General features: G+C 69.0%; 21 protein-coding genes. 18 read left to right on the top strand and 3 right to left on the bottom strand.

What is annotated here, in order from left to right; genetic code table 11:
- Positions 1-16: 16 nt before the first annotated feature.
- Positions 17-418, bottom strand: a complete 402-nt coding sequence (locus tag CSR00_RS23375) for a MarR family winged helix-turn-helix transcriptional regulator (RefSeq protein WP_099024816.1) — start codon at positions 416-418, stop codon at positions 17-19.
- A 99-nt stretch (positions 419-517) separates the two neighbouring features.
- Here CSR00_RS23375 and CSR00_RS23370 point away from each other — a divergent pair, with 99 nt between their 5' ends.
- Complete coding sequence (locus tag CSR00_RS23370; protein WP_099024805.1) at positions 518-1129, top strand: maleylpyruvate isomerase family mycothiol-dependent enzyme; 612 nt, start codon at positions 518-520, stop codon at positions 1127-1129.
- Here the strand turns inward: CSR00_RS23370 and CSR00_RS23365 are convergent.
- Entirely contained in the window at positions 1092-1703 is a 612-nt protein-coding gene (locus tag CSR00_RS23365) for a TetR/AcrR family transcriptional regulator (protein WP_099024804.1), read from the bottom strand. The genes CSR00_RS23370 and CSR00_RS23365 overlap by 38 nt on opposite strands.
- A gap of 146 nt (positions 1704-1849) precedes the next feature.
- On the opposite strand from CSR00_RS23365, the gene fadD1 reads away from it, so the two are divergent.
- From fadD1 to CSR00_RS23285, 16 genes are all read left to right on the top strand, one after another.
- Positions 1850-3460, top strand: coding sequence for a fatty-acid--CoA ligase FadD1 (gene fadD1 / locus CSR00_RS23360; RefSeq protein ID WP_099024803.1), 1611 nt, complete (start codon positions 1850-1852; stop codon positions 3458-3460).
- 148 nt (positions 3461-3608) lie between these two features.
- Entirely contained in the window at positions 3609-3854 is a 246-nt protein-coding gene (gene rpmE / locus CSR00_RS23355; protein ID WP_099024802.1) for a 50S ribosomal protein L31, read from the top strand.
- A gap of 110 nt (positions 3855-3964) precedes the next feature.
- Positions 3965-5038: a peptide chain release factor 1 gene (gene prfA, locus CSR00_RS23350; RefSeq protein ID WP_099024801.1), complete on the top strand. Its 1074-nt coding sequence runs from the start codon at positions 3965-3967 to the stop codon at positions 5036-5038.
- Positions 5038-6018: a peptide chain release factor N(5)-glutamine methyltransferase gene (gene prmC, locus CSR00_RS23345; RefSeq protein ID WP_099024800.1), complete on the top strand. Its 981-nt coding sequence runs from the start codon at positions 5038-5040 to the stop codon at positions 6016-6018. Before prfA ends, prmC begins: the two co-directional genes overlap by 1 nt.
- The gene (locus CSR00_RS23340; RefSeq protein ID WP_099024799.1) at positions 6015-6677 is read left to right on the top strand and encodes an L-threonylcarbamoyladenylate synthase; all 663 of its coding nucleotides are present in this window, start codon (positions 6015-6017) and stop codon (positions 6675-6677) included. Before prmC ends, CSR00_RS23340 begins: the two co-directional genes overlap by 4 nt.
- Before the next feature lie 30 nt (positions 6678-6707).
- Entirely contained in the window at positions 6708-7895 is a 1188-nt protein-coding gene (locus CSR00_RS23335) for a glycosyltransferase family 4 protein (RefSeq protein ID WP_176562216.1), read from the top strand.
- Between the two features lie 383 nt (positions 7896-8278).
- Positions 8279-8725, top strand: a complete 447-nt coding sequence (locus CSR00_RS23330) for an ATP synthase subunit I (protein ID WP_099024814.1) — start codon at positions 8279-8281, stop codon at positions 8723-8725.
- 59 nt (positions 8726-8784) lie between these two features.
- Complete coding sequence (atpB, locus tag CSR00_RS23325) at positions 8785-9477, top strand: F0F1 ATP synthase subunit A (protein ID WP_245906444.1); 693 nt, start codon at positions 8785-8787, stop codon at positions 9475-9477.
- Between the two features lie 70 nt (positions 9478-9547).
- A complete protein-coding gene (locus CSR00_RS23320; RefSeq protein ID WP_099024798.1) occupies positions 9548-9796 on the top strand; it encodes a F0F1 ATP synthase subunit C in 249 nt (82 codons plus the stop codon).
- A 9-nt stretch (positions 9797-9805) separates the two neighbouring features.
- Positions 9806-10318 carry a F0F1 ATP synthase subunit B gene (locus tag CSR00_RS23315; protein ID WP_099024797.1) on the top strand — a complete coding sequence of 171 codons (513 nt, stop codon included), beginning with the start codon at positions 9806-9808 and terminating at the stop codon, positions 10316-10318.
- Positions 10318-11655 (top strand): F0F1 ATP synthase subunit B/delta, encoded by a 1338-nt coding sequence (locus CSR00_RS23310; protein ID WP_099024796.1) that lies wholly within the window; start codon positions 10318-10320, stop codon positions 11653-11655. The genes CSR00_RS23315 and CSR00_RS23310 overlap by 1 nt, the downstream gene beginning before the upstream one ends.
- Before the next feature lie 55 nt (positions 11656-11710).
- Entirely contained in the window at positions 11711-13360 is a 1650-nt protein-coding gene (atpA, locus tag CSR00_RS23305; protein WP_099024795.1) for a F0F1 ATP synthase subunit alpha, read from the top strand.
- Positions 13361-13416: 56 nt separating this feature from the next.
- Positions 13417-14343 carry a F0F1 ATP synthase subunit gamma gene (locus tag CSR00_RS23300; protein ID WP_099024794.1) on the top strand — a complete coding sequence of 309 codons (927 nt, stop codon included), beginning with the start codon at positions 13417-13419 and terminating at the stop codon, positions 14341-14343.
- Between the two features lie 44 nt (positions 14344-14387).
- A complete protein-coding gene (atpD, locus tag CSR00_RS23295) occupies positions 14388-15836 on the top strand; it encodes a F0F1 ATP synthase subunit beta (RefSeq protein WP_099024793.1) in 1449 nt (482 codons plus the stop codon).
- 30 nt (positions 15837-15866) lie between these two features.
- Positions 15867-16232, top strand: coding sequence for a F0F1 ATP synthase subunit epsilon (locus CSR00_RS23290; RefSeq protein ID WP_099024812.1), 366 nt, complete (start codon positions 15867-15869; stop codon positions 16230-16232).
- Positions 16233-16244: 12 nt separating this feature from the next.
- Positions 16245-16694 (top strand): DUF2550 domain-containing protein, encoded by a 450-nt coding sequence (locus CSR00_RS23285; RefSeq protein ID WP_099024792.1) that lies wholly within the window; start codon positions 16245-16247, stop codon positions 16692-16694.
- Here the strand turns inward: CSR00_RS23285 and CSR00_RS23280 are convergent.
- On the bottom strand, positions 16691-17281 hold the full coding sequence (locus CSR00_RS23280; RefSeq protein WP_099024811.1) for a cob(I)yrinic acid a,c-diamide adenosyltransferase: 591 nt from the start codon (positions 17279-17281) through the stop codon (positions 16691-16693). The two genes, CSR00_RS23285 and CSR00_RS23280, sit on opposite strands and share 4 nt — an antisense overlap.
- Positions 17282-17372: 91 nt before the next feature.
- Between CSR00_RS23280 and murA the strand changes: the two genes are divergently transcribed.
- Positions 17373-18629, top strand: a complete 1257-nt coding sequence (gene murA / locus CSR00_RS23275) for a UDP-N-acetylglucosamine 1-carboxyvinyltransferase (RefSeq protein WP_099024791.1) — start codon at positions 17373-17375, stop codon at positions 18627-18629.
- The last annotated feature ends 248 nt before the right edge of the window (positions 18630-18877 follow it).

Here is an 18877-nt window from a genome sequence, read left to right as displayed (position 1 = left end):
GGCCGAATCGGACCCGTCACCGGTACGGGTCGGTGATCTCGCGCAGCGCGATCAGGCTGTCCCGCAACCGTCGGTAGGCGGTGTCGCCCAGGTGGGCACGCCACTGGTCCTCGATCGCGGCGACCTCGGCGGCGGCCCGTGCGCACAGCCGCATCCCGGTGCCGGTGAGCACCACCAACCGGGCCCGGGCATCGGTCGGATCGGCCCGGCGGGTCACGTAGCCGGCTCGCTCCAGCTCGTCGACGAGTGCGCCCGTGGTCTGCTTGGTCACCCCGGCCTGCTCGGCCAGGTCGGTAAGTCGGATCCCATCCGGAGAGAGCCGCTGCGCGATGCGGCACTGCGCCAGCGTGAGGTCGTAACCGTCGGCGCGCAGGGTCTCGAAGACCCGGTTCTCGGCGTGGCGGTGCGCCACGAACATCAGCAGGGCGGTGTTGGGCTGCTCCACGACCTTGACTTTAGTACGGACTCCTGACTAATTTAGTCAGGAAATCTGACTAAATCGCCGCGGGAGGCTGACATGGACTCCGACGCCGTCTGGCGCATCATCGACGAACAGCGGGTCGACCTCGCCGACCTCCTGGACACCCTCTCGCCCGAGCAGTGGGCCACCCGCTCGCTGTGTGCGGGCTGGACGGTGCGCGACACCGCGGCCCATCTGACCCAGTCTCAGGCCGGGCCGCTGCGCCTGCTCCTGGCCGCGGCGCGGAGCGGATTCCGCTTCGACGCCATGATCGACCGGATGGCGCGCGAGGATTCGGCCTCCCCGGCCGAGATCACCGCGCGGCTGCGGAGCATGGTCGGATCCCGGCGCCGCCCTCCGATGACCACCGACGTCGACCCCCTGACCGACGTCCTGGTGCACGGGCAGGACATCTGCGTGCCCCTGCGGATCGACCGGCCCATGCCGAGGGCGGCCGCGGTCGCCTCCGCAGAACGGTTGTGGAGCATGCGTTTTCCGATGAATCCGCAGCGCCGGCTCCCGGGGATCCGCTTCGTGGCCGAGGACGCCGGGTTCGACGTCGGCGGCGGGCGGGAGGTCCGGGCGCCCATCCGCGACATCGTGATGACGCTGGCGGGCCGCCCGACGGCGATCAGCGAGCTTGCAGCCCCGGCATCAGATAGCGCTTGAGGTAGCGCAGCACGGCCTCGGGATCGTCGGCGTCCAGGGTCGCCCCGGGTACCGTGGCGACGCTGAGCAGCGTGCGCGCCACGAACTCGGCCGCCTCGTCGAGGTCGTCGACGCCGATCTCCCCGCGCTCGGCGGCGGCGGCCAGATACGGCTTCCAGAACGCGCCGAGGTCGGGCACCAGGCCCTGTACCCCCGCCCCGGCGCAGGCGGCGAACTCCTCGGGCTCGTCGCGGCGCAGCTTCATCACCAGGGCGCCCGGCGAGTCGTAGGCGCTGCGCCCCAGGCGCACCCCGGTGGCGATCTGCTCGGCCAGCCCGTCCACCTCGGTCAGCACCGCGTGCGCCTCACCCCAGTAGGCGTCGTTGAGCCGCACGATCGCCGCGCCCAGTAGTGCCGCCTTGTCCGGGAAGTGGCGGTAGAGCCACCCTCGCGAGACGCCGGCGACCTCGGCCACCTCGGAGACGGTGGTAGCCCGGATGCCCTTGGCATGCAGGCACTGCTCGGCGGCGTCGATGAGCCGGTCGCGCACGGAGGTGCTCGGGGTGCGGAGTCTGGTGTCGGGGCCGGCGCTCACCTTGGTCGGTTCCTCATGGTTTCGGGGTCTCGCGGTATCTGCTCTGGCATATCTTCGCAGAACGTCCGGTGTCCGGGGCGCGCGTGGCGCCACCAGTAGACAGATCTAGAATTTTGTTCACCTTCCCGACGACGAGGTGGTGGCCGGTGACCGGAACTTCCCAAACTCCCCAGACCGTGCAGCAGCTCCTGCGCCGCCGCCGCGGCGACACCGGCACCGCCGTCCGCTACGGGGATCGGGAGTGGACCTGGAGCGAGCATCTCGACGACGCCGCCCGCGCCGCCTCGGCACTGCTGTCGCTGGCCGACCCGGAGCGGCCGGCCCACATCGGCACCCTGCTGGGCAACACCCCCGACATGCTGACGGCAATGGCCGCCGCCGGTCTGGGCGGATTCGTGCTGTGCGGCATCAACAACACCCGCCGCGGCGACGCGCTGGCCCGCGACATCCTGCGCGCCGACTGCCAGATCCTGCTCACCGACACCGAACATCGCGGGCTGGTGGAGGGGCTGGACCTGCCCGGGGTGCGGGTGATCGACACCGCGTCGCCCGAATGGGCGCGGCTGCGCGCCGGCGCGGGGCCGCTGCGGCCGCACCGTGAGGCCGAGGCCACCGACACCTTCATGATGATCTTCACGTCGGGAACCAGCGGCGATCCCAAGGCGGTGCGGGTGGCCCACATGACCGTCCTGTTCGCCGGCCTGGCGCTGGTCGAGCGGTTCTCGCTCACCGCGGCCGACGTCTGCTACCTCTCGATGCCGCTGTTCCACTCCAATGCCCTGCTGGCGGGGTGGAGCGTGGCGGTGGGATCGGGGGCGGCGATGGCCCCGGCGACGTTCTCGGCCTCGGGCTTCCTGGGCGACGTCCGTCGCTACGGGGCGACCTACATGAACTACGTCGGCAAGCCGCTGGCCTATGTGCTGGGCACCGAGGAACGACCCGGCGACGCCGACAACCCGCTGCGGGTGGCGTTCGGCAACGAGGCCGGCGACCGCGACATCGCCGAGTTCGGTCGGCGCTTCGGCTGCACCGTGTGGGACGGGTTCGGGTCGACCGAGGGCGCGGTCATCATCACCCGCGAGGACGGCTGCCCGGCGGGCTCGGTGGGGCGCGGATTCCCGGGCGTGGCGATCTACGACCCCGACACGCTCCGGGAGTGCCCGGTGGCCGAGTTCGACGCCGCCGGGGCGCTGGCCAACGCCGACCAGGCGATCGGCGAGCTGGTCAACACCTCCGGCGCCGGACTGTTCCAGGGCTACTACAACGACAGCTCGGCCACCCGGGACCGGTTGAAACACGGAATGTACTGGTCGGGGGACCTGGCCTACCGGGACGCCGACGGGTGGATCTACCTGGCCGGGCGGACCGCCGACTGGATGCGCGTGGACGGGGAGAACATGACCGCCGCGCCGATCGAACGCATCCTGCTGCGCCACGACGCGGTCAACCAGGTGGCGGTCTACCCGGTTCCCGACGAGCGCGTGGGTGACCAGGTGATGGCCGCGCTGGTGCTGCGGGACGGCGCGCGACTGGAACCCGCCGAGTTCGGGCGGTTTCTCGACGAACAGTCCGACCTGTCGCCCAAGGCGCGGCCGCGGTTCGTCTGGATCGCCGATGCGCTGCCGGCCACCGCCACCAACAAGGTCCTCAAACGCGATCTGATCGCCGCCGGGTCGGCGCCGGCGGGTGGGCGGCTGTGGGAACGTCCCGCCCGCGGTGGCGGCTACACCGAGCGCGCCCGCAACGGTTCGGCATAGCCCGGAATAGGCCGCCCCGTCATCGCGTTTTGGGTGCATGACGGCTGACCTGGCATAATCGACCGTCGACCACCTCAGGTTCCGGTTCACGCCCGAACACCCAGGTCAGAGTCGGGCGACCCGGCGGCCAACGATTGAAGAGGACACCATGAAATCCGGCATTCACCCTGCCTACAAAGAGACCACCGTGGTCTGCGGTTGCGGTAACTCGTTCACCACCCGCAGCACCAAGGACAGCGGACACATCGTCGTCGAGGTCTGCTCGCAGTGCCACCCGTTCTACACCGGCAAGCAGAAGATCCTCGACAGCGGCGGCCGCGTCGCCCGGTTCGAGAAGCGCTACGGAAAGCGCAAGGCCGCCGACAAGGGCGCCGACAAGGGCGCCGAGAAGTAGCTTCACCGCCGACGCCCGTTCGGTCGCGGGCCTGGATCGCCCAGGCGCACCGGACGGGCGTCGGTTTCGTGTAGCAGGAGGATTCGTACCCAGGGTTCCGGGAGGCCATCGTGACGCAAAGCGTGTCCGCCATCGACGCGCTGCTCGATGAGCACGCCGACCTGGAACGTCAGCTGGCCGATCCCGAACTGCACTCCGACGCCGCCAACGCCCGCAGGGTGGGGCGGCGCTTCGCCCAGCTGGCGCCGATCGTTGCGACCTACCGCAAGCTGGAGTCGGCGCGCGGCGACCTGGAGGCCGCCCGCGAACTGGCCCGCGAGGACGATTCCTTCGCCGCCGAGGTCGATGACCTGGCGCAGCGGGTCACCGAGCTCGACGCGGCGCTCACCGACATGCTCGCCCCGCGTGACCCGCACGACGCCGACGACATCGTCCTGGAGGTCAAGTCCGGCGAGGGCGGCGAGGAGTCGGCTCTGTTCGCCGCCGACCTGGCCCGCATGTACATCCGCTACGCCGAACGGCGGGGGTGGACCGTGACGGTCCTCGACGAGGTCACCTCCGACCTGGGCGGCTACAAGGACGCGACCCTGTCCATCTCCAGCAAGGGCGACTCGCTGGACGGGGTGTGGTCGCGGCTGAAGTTCGAGGGCGGGGTGCACCGCGTCCAGCGCGTCCCGGTCACCGAGTCACAGGGCCGGGTGCACACCTCGGCGGCCGGGGTCCTGGTCTATCCGGAACCCGAGGAGGTCGAGCAGGTCCAGATCGACGAATCCGACCTGCGCATCGACGTCTACCGCTCGTCCGGCAAGGGCGGGCAGGGGGTCAACACCACCGACTCGGCGGTGCGGATCACCCATCTTCCCACCGGCATCGTCGTGACCTGCCAGAACGAGCGCTCCCAGCTGCAGAACAAGGCCCGCGCCCTGCAGGTGCTCGCGGCGCGCCTGCAGGCGATCGCCGAGGAGCAGGCGCTGGCCGACGCGTCGGCGGACCGGGCCAGCCAGATCCGCACCGTGGACCGCAGCGAGCGGATCCGTACCTACAACTTCCCGGAGAACCGCATCACCGATCACCGCATCGGATACAAGGCGCACAACCTCGACCAGGTTCTCGACGGCGATCTCGACGCGTTGTTCGACGCGCTCGCCGACGCCGACAAACAAGCACGGCTGCAGCAGGCCTGATGCCCGCGTTGCGTGGAGCGGAGTCCCGCCCCGGAGCCACGACCCGGTCGGCCACCCGGTCGGCTACCCGGTCGGCTACCCGGTCGGCCATAGCCGCGGCGACCCGGACGCTGGCCGCGGCGGGAATCGCCTCCCCGCGCGTCGACGCCGAGGAACTCGCGGCGCATGCCGCCGGTGTCGAGCGCTCCCGGCTGCTGCTGCTCGACGACCCGGGCGAGGGCTTCGACCGGCGCTACCGCGAGTTGGTGGCCGCGCGGGCGCGCCGCGTTCCGCTGCAGCACCTGATCGGCAGTGCGCCGTTCGGCCCGCTGCACCTGCGGGTGGGCCCGGGGGTGTTCATCCCGCGCCCGGAGACCGAGTCGCTGTGGGAGTGGACGGTCGCCGCCGTCGAACGCGGGGGCGCGCCGGAGCCCATGACGATCGTGGACCTGTGCACCGGCAGCGCGGCGCTGGCCGTCGGCCTGGCGCGGCGGTTTCCGCACGCCGCGGTGTACGGGATCGACGACTCGCCGGCGGCCCTGGAGTATGCGCGGGCCAATGCCGAGGGCACCGGGGTGCGGCTGGTCCAGGCCGACGTAACAGACACCGTGACAGACACGGGGACGGCCACCTCGCTGCTGCCCGAGCTCGACGGCACCGTCGACGTCGTGGTGTCCAACCCGCCCTACATCCCCGACGGGACCGAGCTGGATGCCGAGGTCGCCGACCACGATCCGCACCACGCGCTCTTCGGCGGGCCCGACGGCATGGCCGTGCTCGCCCCGGTGATCGGGCACGCGGCGCGGTGGCTGCGTGCGGGCGGGTTGCTCGCCGTCGAGCACGACGACAGCACCGCCGCGCCCACCATGGCGCTGGTCGCGGCCACCGGAGCTTTCGAGGACATCGAGTCGCGGACCGACCTGGCCGGCCGCCCACGGTTCGTCACGGCCGTGCGTAACCGGACGGGCAACCCAACGCGGGAAGGGGCAGGACACGCATGAGTACCCTCTTCGACTGCGCCGACGAGGGGCAGCGCCGGAAGGGCATCGCCTCGGCCGTCAGCGCCGCCAAGGGCGGGGGACTGGTCGTGCTGCCGACCGACACCGTCTACGGCATCGGCGCCGACGCCTTCGACAGCGCCGCGGTGGCCGCCCTGCTCTCGGCGAAGGGGCGTGGCCGCGACATGCCGGTGCCGGTGCTGGTCGGCTCGTGGCACACCATCGACGGTCTGGTGTACACGGTGCCGCACGCCGCCCGCGAACTCATCCGCGCCTTCTGGCCCGGGGCGCTGAGCCTGGTGGTGCAGCAGGCGCCGTCGCTGCAGTGGGATCTCGGGGATGCCAACGGCACGGTGATGCTGCGGATGCCCCTGCACCCGGTGGCGCTGGACGTGCTCCGCGAGGTCGGCCCGATGGCGGTCTCCAGCGCCAACATCTCCGGGCGGCCCGCCGCGGTCACCGTCGAGGAGGCCCAACGTCAGCTCGGCGACCTCGTCGAGGTGTACCTCGACGGTGGGCCCGCGGCCCAGCAGGCGGCCTCCACGATCGTCGATCTCACCGGGGCGTCACCGCGGATCCTGCGCGCCGGCCCCGTGAGTGCCGAGCAGATCGGCACCGTGCTCGGTCTCGACGCCGCCACACTCACCGCCGACGCCGGCTGACGCTCAGCTCGGTGCAGTACGGTTCATTCGGTGTTGAGCGGAGCTGACTACCTGGCCGACGGCCTGCTCGCATTGTCCGACCGCGGTGCCGGCGTCCCCCTGCGCGAGCTGGCGCTGGTGGGCCTGACGGCCGCGATCATCACCTACTTCAGCACCGGCGGTGTGCGGGTGCTGGCGACGCGGCTCGGCGCGGTCGCCTATCCGCGCGACCGCGACGTGCACGTGCAGCCGACGCCCCGGATGGGCGGCCTGGCCATGTACGTCGGCGTGGTCGCCGCGGTCTTCCTCGCCTCCCAGCTGCCCGCGCTCACCCGCGGTTTCGTCTACTCCACGGGGATGCCCGCGGTGGTGGTCGCCGGCGGGCTGATCATGGTGGTCGGCCTGATCGACGACAAGTGGGGGCTGGACGCACTGACGAAGTTCGCCGGCCAGATCACCGCGGCCAGCGTGCTGGTCACGATGGGGGTGGCCTGGAGCGTCCTCTACATCCCGATCGGCGGGGTCGGCACCATCGTGCTCGACCAGACCTCGTCGATCCTGCTGACGCTGGCGCTGACGGTGTCCATCGTCAACGCGATGAACTTCGTCGACGGTCTCGACGGCCTGGCGGCGGGGCTCGGGCTGATCACCGCGCTGGCGATCTGCGCCTTCTCGATGGGTCTGCTGCGTGACCACGGCGGCGACGTGTTGTTCTACCCGCCGGCGGTCATCTCGGTGGTGCTGGCGGGGGCATGCCTGGGCTTCCTGCCGCACAACTTCCACCGCGCGCGGATCTTCATGGGGGACTCCGGGTCGATGCTGATCGGCCTGATGCTGGCGGCGGCCTCCACGACCGCGGCCGGCCCGATCAGTCAGAACGCCTACGGCGCCCGTGACGTCTTCGCGCTGCTGTCGCCGTTCCTGCTGGTGGTCGCCGTGATGTTCGTGCCGGCGCTGGACATGCTGCTGGCCATCGTGCGGCGTACCCGCGCCGGGCGCAGCCCGTTCAGCCCGGACAAGATGCATCTGCATCACCGGCTGCTGCAGATCGGTCACTCGCACCGCCGCGTGGTGCTGCTGATCTACCTGTGGGTGGGCATCGTCGCCTTCGGCGCGGCCAGCACCATCTTCATCGACCCCCGCCACACCGGGGTGGTGATGCTGGGCGCGATCCTGGTCGCCGTCGTGGTCACCCTGATCCCGCTGCTGCGGCGTCCCCGGGACCGATCGGGTAGGTGATCCACGGCCTCGGAACCGTCCGATCGGGCCGGTGTACGACGAAATGTAGTAGCCCCTCTTTTGGGCGTTCTACCATGTGGTACGGTTCTGGCAGAACCCGAGAATCACGGGTTGCCGGCCCCCGGCACGGCGCTCTATCGACGTTCCATCGGACGCCTCCGTCGGACGCTACAGTCAGACGTTTTCTGGCGGTGCTTCCGACGGGATTCGGCGGAGCGCTCGGTGCCGATCCACGACCGACAGTTTGACCGACACAGGAGCTACCCCTTGGGTGATTCCAGCGCGCCCGACGCCCTCCGTTACTCTCGGCGGGAACGCACAGGAAAATTTCAGGGTCAACGCTCTGTGACTGCGAGACCCAAATGGATATCGAGGTGGGATCAGTGACGACGCCAGCGCAGGACGCGCCGTTGGTGTTTCCGGCCTTGGCCTTCCGGCCGGTGCGGCTCTCGATCATCTGCGCCGTCCTCGGCGCGATCGCGGTGGTCGCGTCGAGTCTGCTGGGCGCGGTGATGTTCGGGGTGTTCTTCGTCGCCGGGCTGGCGACGGGTCTGGTGAATGCTCTGCTCGTGCGGCGCGCGGCCGCGCGGATCACCGCCAAAGAGCATCCGCTGAAGTCTCAGATGGCGCTCAACTCCAGCATTCGGATCTTTATCATCACCGTTATCGCGCTTGTGGTCGCGTGGCTGTTCCGCCCGCAGGGGCTCGGCGTGGTGTTCGGGGTCGCGGTGTTCCAGATGCTGCTCGTGGCGTCGACATCGCTTCCCGTACTGAAGGCGCTGCGACGCGGGGCTCGCGGCGGCGCCGACGGAAGAGAGGGCAACCAGTGAGTTCTGAAACCATCCTCGCTCTCGAGGTCGGCCACCACGAGACGGCCACCTGGTTCGGAATGACGGTCAACACCGACACGATCCTGTCGACGGCCATCGCCGGGGTGATCGTCATCGCGCTGGCCTTCGTCCTGCGCGCGAAGGTCACCTCGACCGGCGTCCCCAGCGGTATCCAGCTGTTCTGGGAGGCCATCACCATCCAGATGCGCAACCAGATCGAGTCGTCGATCGGCATCCGCATCGCGCCGTTCGTCCTGCCGCTGGCGGTGGCCCTGTTCACCTTCATCCTGATCGCGAACTGGCTGTCGGTGTTCCCCTGGCAGTACACCGACTCCGAGGGCGCGGTGCACGAGCTCCTCAAGCCGCCGGCCGCCGACATCAACTTCGCGCTGTCCCTGGCGATCTTCGTGTTCATCTGTTACCACGCCGCGGGTATCTGGCGGCGCGGCTTCGTGGGCCACCCGGTCAAACTGCTCAAGGGCCACGTCGCGTTCCTGGCGCCGATCAACCTCGTCGAAGAAGCGGCCAAGCCGATCTCGCTGGGTCTGCGACTTTTCGGCAACGTGTTCGCCGGCGGCATCATGGTCGGTCTGATCGCGATGTTCCCCGCCTATGTGATGTGGGGCCCGAATGCGCTGTGGAAGGCGTTCGAGTTGTTCATCGGCGCGATTCAGGCCTTCATCTTCGCGCTGCTGACGATCCTCTACTTCGGCCAGTCGATGGAGTTGGATGACCACGGCGCCGAGCACTGATACAACCGTCCCGACACCTGCTCAACCCAAGACCTGGTAGGACACCTACCAGCTAGCAAGGAGGAAATGAATGGATCCGACAATCGCTGCCGGCGCGCTCATCGGCGGTGGGCTTCTCCTCGGCGGCGGCGCCGTCGGTGCGGCCATCGGTGACGGTCTTGCCGGTGCCGCTCTGATCGACGGCGTCGCTCGGCAGCCGGAGGCACAGGGCCGGCTGTTCGTGCCGTTCTTCATCACCGTGGGTCTGGTGGAAGCCATGTACTTCATCAACCTGGCGTTCATGGCGCTGTTCGTTTTCGCCACCCCCGTCGGCGGCTAGTTCGGCGACATGGATGAACTGACCGCAACCGTCCTGGCGGCGGAAGAAGGTGGAGGCAGCAGTAACTTCCTGCTGCCCAACGGCACCTTCTTCGTCGTCCTGCTGATCTTCCTGATCGTGCTCGGCGTGATCGGGAAATGGGTCGTGCCCCCGGTCAGCAAGGTGCTGGCAGAACGGGAAGCCATGCTGGCCAAGACGGCTGCAGACAATCGCCTGGCGGCCGAGCAGATGGCGGCCGCGCAGGTTGACTTCGACGAAGCGATGGCGGGCGCGCGCGGCCAGGCTTCGACGATCCGTGACGAGGCGCGCGCCGAGGGCCGCAGCGTCGTCGACCACTCGCGTGACGCGGCGAGCGGCGAGGTCGCCGAAACGCTCCAGGCCGCCGGCGACGAGCTGTCCCGCAACAGCGGGGCGGCCTCCACGGAGCTGGAGCGTTCGGTCGAATCACTGTCGACGACGCTGGCCAACCGGATCCTGGGTCTGGACGGCGCGTCCTCGACTGCCACTGGGGGGAGCCGCTGATGGCGGTATGGATTGCAAACCTGGTCGGCTTCGCCATCATCGTCTGGTTGGTGGTCAAGTTCGTGGCGCCGCCGGTGCGGGCGATGATGCAGGCGCAGCAGGAGGCCGCGCGCGCGGCGTTGGCCGAGAGCCAGGCCGCCGCGCAGAAGCTGGCCAGTGCGGACGAGACCCACGCCAAGGCCGTCGAGGACGCCAAGGCCGAGGCGGCCAAGGTCGTCGACGAGGCCCGCGCCGACGCCGGCCGGATCGCGGCGCAGCTGTCCGACCAGGCACAGACCGAGGCCGAGCGGATCAAGGCTCAGGGCGTGCAACAGGTGGAGATGCTGCGTCAGCAGACCATCCGTGAGCTGCGCGGCAGCCTGGGTGCCGAATCGGTGCAGCGCGCGGAGCAGATCGTGCGCGCTCACGTCGACGATCCGGCGGCGCGGTCGGCGACCGTCGACCGCTTCCTCGACGAGCTCGACGCGATGTCCCCGTCGCCGGCCGTGCTCGAATCGGGTGCGGACCTCAACCTGCGTGCCGCCAGCCGGCAGTCGCTGGCCACCCTCGTCGCGAAGTTCGACGAACTCTCCGGTGGCCTCGACGCCGCGGGTCTGACCACGCTCGCCGACGACCTGACCTCGGTGGCCCGGTTCCTCATCGACGAGCCCGTTCTGATCAAGTACCTGGCCGAGCCCAGCGAAGTCGCGGGCGCCAAGGACCGGCTCGTCGGCTCGCTGTTCGAGGGCAAGGTGAGCGCCCCGACGTTGCAGATCCTGCGGACCGCCGCGGGGGACCGCTGGTCGGTGGAGGCCAACTTCGTGACGGCGCTGGAGCACATCGCCCGGCTGGCGCTGCTGGTGCGCGCCGAAAAGGCCGGCGAGGGTGAGGAAGTCGAAGACCAGCTCTTCCGCTTCGGACGCGTGCTGGACGCCGAACCCCGGCTGGCGAGGCTGCTGGGCGACACCACCGTGCCGGCCGACAGCCGGGTCTCGCTGGTGACCAAGATCCTCGACACTGCCGACGGGGTCAACGACAACGCCGCGGCGCTGCTCGTGCAGACCGTCCGGCTGCTGCGCGGCGCCCGCGCCGACGAGGCCGTCGCCGACCTCGCCGAGCTGGCCGTCTCCCGGCGTGGGGAAGTGGTCGCGGAGGTGACCGCGGCCGCCGAGCTCACCGACGCGCAGCGCGGGCGGCTGACCGAGGTCCTGAGCCGGATCTACAGCCACCCCGTGTCGATTCAGCTCACCGTCGACCCCGAGCTGCTGGGCGGCCTGCTGATCGCCGTCGGTGACGAGGTCATCGACGGGTCCATCTCGTCGCGGCTGGCCGCGGCCCGCGCGGGCCTACCCGACTGACCCACCACCGAACTTCGAGCACTAACGAAACACAAAGGCAGGAAGACGAAAAGCCATGGCAGAGTTGACAATCTCGGCGGCTGATATCGAAGGGGCCATCGAGGACTATGTGTCCTCGTTCTCCTCGGACTCCGAGCGCGAGGAGATCGGCACCGTTATCGACGCCGGCGACGGTATCGCCCACGTCGAGGGTCTGCCCTCGGTGATGACCCAGGAGCTGCTCGAGTTCCCCGGTGGCGTGCTCGGTGTCGCCCTGAACCTCGACGAGCACGAGGTCGGCGCCGTGATCCTGGGCGACTTCGAGAACATCGAAGAAGGCCAGCAGGTCAAGCGCACCGGCGAGGTGCTCTCCGTGCCGGTCGGCGACGAGTTCCTGGGCCGCGTGGTCAACCCGCTGGGCCAGCCGATCGACGGGCAGGGCGAGATCAAGGCGACCACCCGGCGCGCGCTGGAACTGCAGGCGCCGTCGGTGGTGCAGCGCCAGGGCGTCTCCGAGCCGCTGCAGACCGGCATCAAGGCGGTCGACTCGCAGACCCCGATCGGTCGCGGCCAGCGTCAGCTGATCATCGGCGACCGCAAGACGGGCAAGACCGCCGTCTGTGTGGACACCATCCTCAACCAGCGCCAGAACTGGGAGACCGGCGATCCCAACCAGCAGGTCCGCTGCGTGTACGTGGCCGTGGGCCAGAAGGGCACCACGATCGCCAGCGTCAAGCGCGCCCTCGAGGAGGGTGGCGCGATGGACTACACCACCATCGTCGCCGCGCCGGCCTCGGATTCCGCGGGCTTCAAGTGGCTGGCGCCCTACACCGGTTCGGCCATCGGCCAGCACTGGATGTACGACGGCAAGCACGTGCTGATCGTGTTCGACGACCTGTCCAAGCAGGCCGACGCCTACCGTGCGATCTCGCTGCTGCTGCGCCGCCCGCCGGGCCGCGAGGCATTCCCCGGCGACGTGTTCTACCTGCACTCCCGGTTGCTGGAGCGCTGCGCGAAGCTGTCCGACGAGCTCGGCGGCGGGTCGATGACGGGTCTGCCGATCATCGAGACCAAGGCCAACGACATCTCGGCGTTCATCCCCACCAACGTCATCTCGATCACCGACGGTCAGTGCTTCCTGGAGTCCGACCTGTTCAACCAGGGTGTGCGGCCGGCCATCAACGTCGGTGTGTCGGTGTCCCGCGTCGGCGGTGCCGCGCAGATCAAGGCCATGAAGGAGGTGGCCGGCAGCCTGCGCCTGGACCTGTCGCAATACCGCGAGCTGGAGGCCTTCGCCGCCTTCGCCTCCGACCTGGACGCGGCGTCGAAGGCCCAGCTGGATCGCGGTGCCCGGCTGGTCGAGCTGCTCAAGCAACCGCAGTACTCACCGATGCCCGTCGAGGACCAGGTCGTGGCGATCTTCCTGGGCACCAAGGGGCACCTGGACTCGGTGCCCGTCGAGGACGTCGCACGGTTCGAGGCGGAGTTCCTCGAGCACGTCAAGGCCAGCCACGACAGCATCCTCTCCGAGATCCGCGACTCCAAGAAGCTCTCCGAGCAGACCGAGGAGAAGCTGGTCGAGGTGATCAACGACTTCAAGAAGGGCTTCCTGGCCACCGACGGCAGCTCGGTGATCCCCGACGAGCACGCCGAGGCGATGGATCCCGGGGATGTCGAGAAGGAGTCGGTGAAGGTCAAGAAGCCGGCTCCGCCGAAGAAGAAGTAGCACCCAGTAGCACGAGGAAAACAGGCACGAGACAGACCGGAGAACCTGGATAACCGATGGCAGCAACACTTCGCGAGCTTCGCGGGCGCATCCGCTCCGCCGGGTCGATCAAGAAGATCACCAAGGCGCAGGAGCTGATCGCCACGTCGCGGATCGCCAAGGCGCAGGCCCGGGTCGAAGCGGCCCGGCCCTACTCCGCGGAGATCACGAACATGCTCACCAACCTCGCCTCGGCGAGTGCGCTCGACCATCCGCTGCTGGTCGAGCGGGCGGAGCCCAGGCGGGCCGGGATCCTGGTGGTCTCCTCCGACCGGGGTCTGTGCGGTGCCTACAACGCCAACGTGCTGCGCCGTGCCGAGGAGCTCTTCTCGCTGTTGCGTGAGGAGGGCAAGACGCCGGTGGTGTACGTCGTCGGCCGCAAGGCTCTGGGCTACTACAGCTTCCGGAACCGCAAGGTCGTCGAGTCGTGGACCGGGTTCTCCGAGCGGCCGACCTACGAGGACGCCAAGCAGATCGCCGACACCCTGGTGGAGGCGTTCCTGTCCGGTGCCGACGACGAGGGCGACGACCCGGGCGCCGACGGGATCCTCGGGGTCGACGAGCTGCACATCGTGTTCACCGAGTTCAAGTCGATGCTCTCGCAGACCGCCGAGGCGCGCCGGATCGCCCCGATGGTGGTCGAGTACGTCGGCGAGGAGCAGGCCGGGCCGCACACGCTGTTCTCGTTCGAGCCCGACGCCGAGACGCTCTTCGCGGAGCTGCTGCCGCGCTACGTGGCCACCCGCGTCTACGCGGCGCTGCTGGAGGCCGCCGCCTCGGAGTCGGCGTCGCGCCGACGTGCCATGAAGTCGGCCAGCGACAACGCCGACGACCTGATCAAAGCCCTGACCCTGATGGCCAACCGCGAGCGGCAGGCTCAGATCACCCAGGAAATCAGCGAGATCGTCGGTGGCGCCAACGCGCTGGCCGACTCGACGCGCTAGCCGAACCCACCACGACAAGCCCCGCCAGGAAAGCAGAGAAAGATATGACTGCCCCCGCAGAAGCCAAGAAGTCCGCCGAGAAGGACTCGGCCGGACGCGTCGTCCGCGTCACCGGCCCCGTCGTCGACGTCGAGTTCCCCCGCGGCGCGGTGCCCGAACTCTTCAACGCCCTGCACGCCGAGATCACCTACGGCGAGCTCGCCAAGACGCTCACGCTCGAGGTCGCCCAGCATCTCGGCGACAACCTGGTGCGCTGCATCTCCATGCAGCCCACCGACGGCCTGGTGCGCGGGGTGGAGGTCGCCGACACCGGCGCGTCGATCTCGGTGCCCGTCGGCGACGGCGTGAAGGGCCACGTGTTCAACGCGCTGGGCGACTGCCTCGACGATCCGGGCTACGGCAAGGACTTCGAGCACTGGTCGATCCACCGCAAGCCGCCGCCCTTCGCCGACCTGGAACCCCGCACCGAGATGCTGGAGACCGGCCTGAAGGTCGTCGACCTGCTCACCCCGTACGTGCGTGGCGGCAAGATCGCCCTCTTCGGCGGTGCCGGCGTGGGCAAGACGGTGCTCATCCAGGAGATGATCAACCGTATCGCCCGCAACTTCGGCGGTACCTCGGTGTTCGCCGGCGTCGGCGAGCGCACCCGTGAGGGTAACGACCTGTGGGTGGAGCTCGCAGACGCCAACGTGCTCAAGGACACCGCGCTGGTGTTCGGCCAGATGGACGAGCCGCCGGGCACCCGTATGCGCGTGGCGCTGTCGGCCCTGACCATGGCCGAGTTCTTCCGTGACGAACAGGGCCAGGACGTGCTGCTGTTCATCGACAACATCTTCCGGTTCACCCAGGCCGGCTCCGAGGTGTCGACGCTGCTGGGCCGCATGCCCTCGGCGGTGGGCTACCAGCCCACGCTGGCCGACGAGATGGGTGAGCTCCAGGAGCGCATCACCTCGACCCGTGGCCGCTCGATCACGTCGATGCAGGCCGTGTACGTGCCCGCCGACGACTACACCGACCCGGCGCCGGCGACGACCTTCGCCCACCTGGACGCCACCACCGAGCTTTCCCGGTCGGTGTTCTCCAAGGGCATCTTCCCGGCGGTGGACCCGCTGGCCTCCAGCTCGACGATCCTGCACCCGAGCGTGGTCGGCGACGAGCACTACCGGGTCGCCCAGGAGGTCATCCGCATCCTGCAGCGCTACAAGGACCTCCAGGACATCATCGCCATCCTCGGTATCGACGAACTCTCCGAGGAGGACAAGCTGCTGGTGTACCGGGCCCGCCGCATCGAGCGGTTCCTGAGCCAGAACATGATGGCCGCCGAGCAGTTCACCGGGCAGCCGGGGTCGACGGTTCCGCTGAAGGAGACCATCGAGGCGTTCGACAAGCTCACCAAGGGCGAGTTCGATCACCTGCCCGAGCAGGCGTTCTTCCTGATCGGCGGCCTGGACGATCTGGCCAAGAAGGCCGAGAGCCTCGGCGCCAAGCTGTGATGTCGGTTCAGACGCGGAAGGTGGTGTGTGGTGGCTGAACTGGACGTCGACATCGTCGCCGTCGAGCGCAAGATCTGGTCGGGTAAGGCCACGTTCCTGTTCACCCGCACCACCGCAGGCGAGATCGGGATCCTGCCGCGGCACATCCCGCTGGTGGCCCAGCTGGTCGATGACGCCATGGTGCGCGTCGAGCGTGAGGGCGACGACGATCTCCGGATCGCCGTCGACGGCGGTTTCCTGTCGGTGACCGAGGAGGGCGTGATCATCCTGGCCGAGTCGGCCGAGTTCGAATCGGAGATCGACGCCGACGCGGCCAAGACGGACTCCGAGTCCGATGATCCGGAGACGGCGGCCAGGGGGCGGGCGCGGCTACGCGCCCTGGGCCAGCTGGACTAGGACGGCGGGCTGATGCGCACGCCCATGATCGTCATGGTCGTGCTGGTGTGCGTGCTGCTGGTTCTGGTGCTCGCGTTGAGCTACCGGCTGTGGAAGCTGCGGCAGGGGGGGACCGCCGCGATACTGCGGGACATCCCGGCCGTCGGTGGGCACGGCTGGCGGCACGGCGTGATCCGCTACCGAGGCGGCGAGGCGGTGTTCTACCGGTTGTCCAGCGTGCGGCTGTGGCCGGACCGTCGGCTCAGCCGGCGGGGGATCGACATCGTGTCGCGCCGGGCGCCGCGCGGCGACGAATTCGACATCATGACCGAGCAGATCGTCATCCTGGAGTTGCGCGACGCCGGCCTGCCGCGGCCGGACCGGCGCTGCGGCTACGAGCTGGCCCTGGACCGCGGTGCGCTGACGGCGTTCCTGTCCTGGCTGGAATCGCGGCCGAATCCGCGGTCGCGGCGGCGCATCTAGCTCTCTGGCCGGTCGGCTTCGGGTCCGCCGGGCTGCCAGAGCACGTCGCCGCCGGGGTTGGCCACCCGCGACAGGATGAACAGCAGATCCGACAACCGGTTGAGATATTTGGCCGGCAGCACGCTGACCGAGCCGGGATGGGTCTCCAGGGCCAGCCACGCCGAGCGTTCGGCCCGGCGGGCCACGGTGCGCGCGACATGCAGCAGCGCCGACAGCGCGGTGCCCCCGGGCAGCACGAACGAGTTCAGCTTCGGAAGGTTCTCGTTGAACTCGTCACACCAGCGTTCCAGCCGGTCGATGTAGTCCTGACCGATTCGCAGCGGCGGATACTCGGGGTTCTCCACCACCGGTGTGGACAGGTCCGCGCCGGCATCGAACAGGTCGTTCTGGATCTGCAGCAGGACCGTGGCCAGCCGCTCGTCGGGTTGCCCCAGCGCGATGGCCGTTCCGATGGCCGCGTTGGCCTCGTCGCAGTCGGCGTAGGCGACCAGCCGCGCGTCGTTCTTGGGCACCCGGGAGAAGTCGCTCAACCCTGTGGTGCCGTCGTCGCCGGTTCGGGTGTAAATGCGTGTCAGGTGCACTGCCATGGTGAAACCGTACCCGGGTCCCAGGGACACAGATTCGGCGAGACTGCCCGGGAAACTGACACCGCCTGCCGCGCTCATTAAACTTGCGCGGGTGAGCGAGCGATTCCTGGTGACCGGCGGGAACCGGTTATCGGGCGAGGTTGCCGTCGGGGGCGCGAAGAACAGCGTGTTGAAGCTGATGGCCGCGAGTCTGCTTGCCGAGGGGACCACCACCATCACCAACTGTCCGGACATCCTCGATGTGCCGCTGATGGCCGAGGTGCTGCGTGGTCTGGGCGCCACGGTCGAGCTCGACGGCGACGTGGTGCGCATCACCTCCCCCGACGAGCCCAAGTACGACGCGGACTTCGCCGCGGTCCGGCAGTTCCGCGCCTCGGTGTGTGTGCTGGGGCCGTTGGTCGGACGGTGCCGCCGCGCCAAGGTGGCCCTGCCCGGTGGCGACGCGATCGGGTCACGGCCGCTGGACATGCACCAGTCGGGTCTGCGCCAGCTCGGTGCCACCTGCAACATCGAGCACGGGTGCGTGGTGGCGGAGGCGGATTCGCTGCACGGCGCCGAGATCCAATTGGAGTTCCCGTCGGTGGGTGCCACGGAGAACATCCTGATGGCCGCGGTACTGGCCGACGGGGTGACGGTCATCCACAACGCCGCGCGCGAGCCCGACGTGGTGGACCTGTGCACGATGCTCAACCAGATGGGCGCACAGGTCGAGGGCGGGGGCTCGTCGACGATGACCATCACCGGCGTGCCGCGGCTGTATCCGACCGAACACCGCGTGATCGGTGATCGGATCGTCGCCGCGACCTGGGGGATCGCCGCGGCGATGACGCGTGGCGACATCTCGGTCACCGGAGTGGATCCCGCCCACCTGCAGTTGGTCCTGCACAAACTGCACGACGTGGGAGCGACGGTGACCCAGACCGACGACGGTTTCCGGGTCGTGCAGTACGAGCGCCCGAAGGCGGTCAACGTCGCCACGTTGCCGTTCCCGGGATTTCCGACCGACCTGCAGCCGATGGCGATCGGGCTGGCGGCGATCGCCGACGGGACCTCGATGATCACCGAGAACGTCTTCGAGGCGCGGTTCCGCTTCGTCGAGGAGATGATCCGGCTGGGGGCCGATGCGCGGACCGACGGGCACCACGCCGTGGTGCGTGGGCTTCCGCAGCTTTCCAGCGCTCCGGTGTGGTCCTCGGACATCCGGGCCGGCGCGGGCCTGGTGCTCGCGGGTCTGGTCGCCGACGGAGAAACCGAGGTCCACGACGTTTTTCACATCGATCGGGGCTACCCGCTGTTCGTCGAGAACCTGGCGGTTTTGGGTGCGGCGATCGAGAGGGTAAGCTCGTAGCAACAGTCCTCCGGGACAACGGCCAGAGCCCGAAAATTGGCCGGAACCGGAGCTTGACTTCCCAGCCGGATGTGTATTAAGCTGGCAGGGTTGCCCCGAAACGGGCAAAAACACGATCAGTGCGTGTTGTTTGAGAACTCAATAGTGTGTTTGGTGGTTTTTGTTTGTTGTTTTTTTGCCATGCTCTGACTCCCCGTGTTGGGGTGTGGTTTTTTGATGCCAGTTTTTGGTGTCGTTTTTGTTAGGTC

This window comes from Mycolicibacterium palauense (assembly GCF_002592005.1).
In the GTDB taxonomy this organism is placed as follows: Bacteria; Actinomycetota; Actinomycetes; order Mycobacteriales; family Mycobacteriaceae; genus Mycobacterium; species Mycobacterium palauense.
This window is presented reverse-complemented; position numbering and strand designations above follow the sequence as displayed.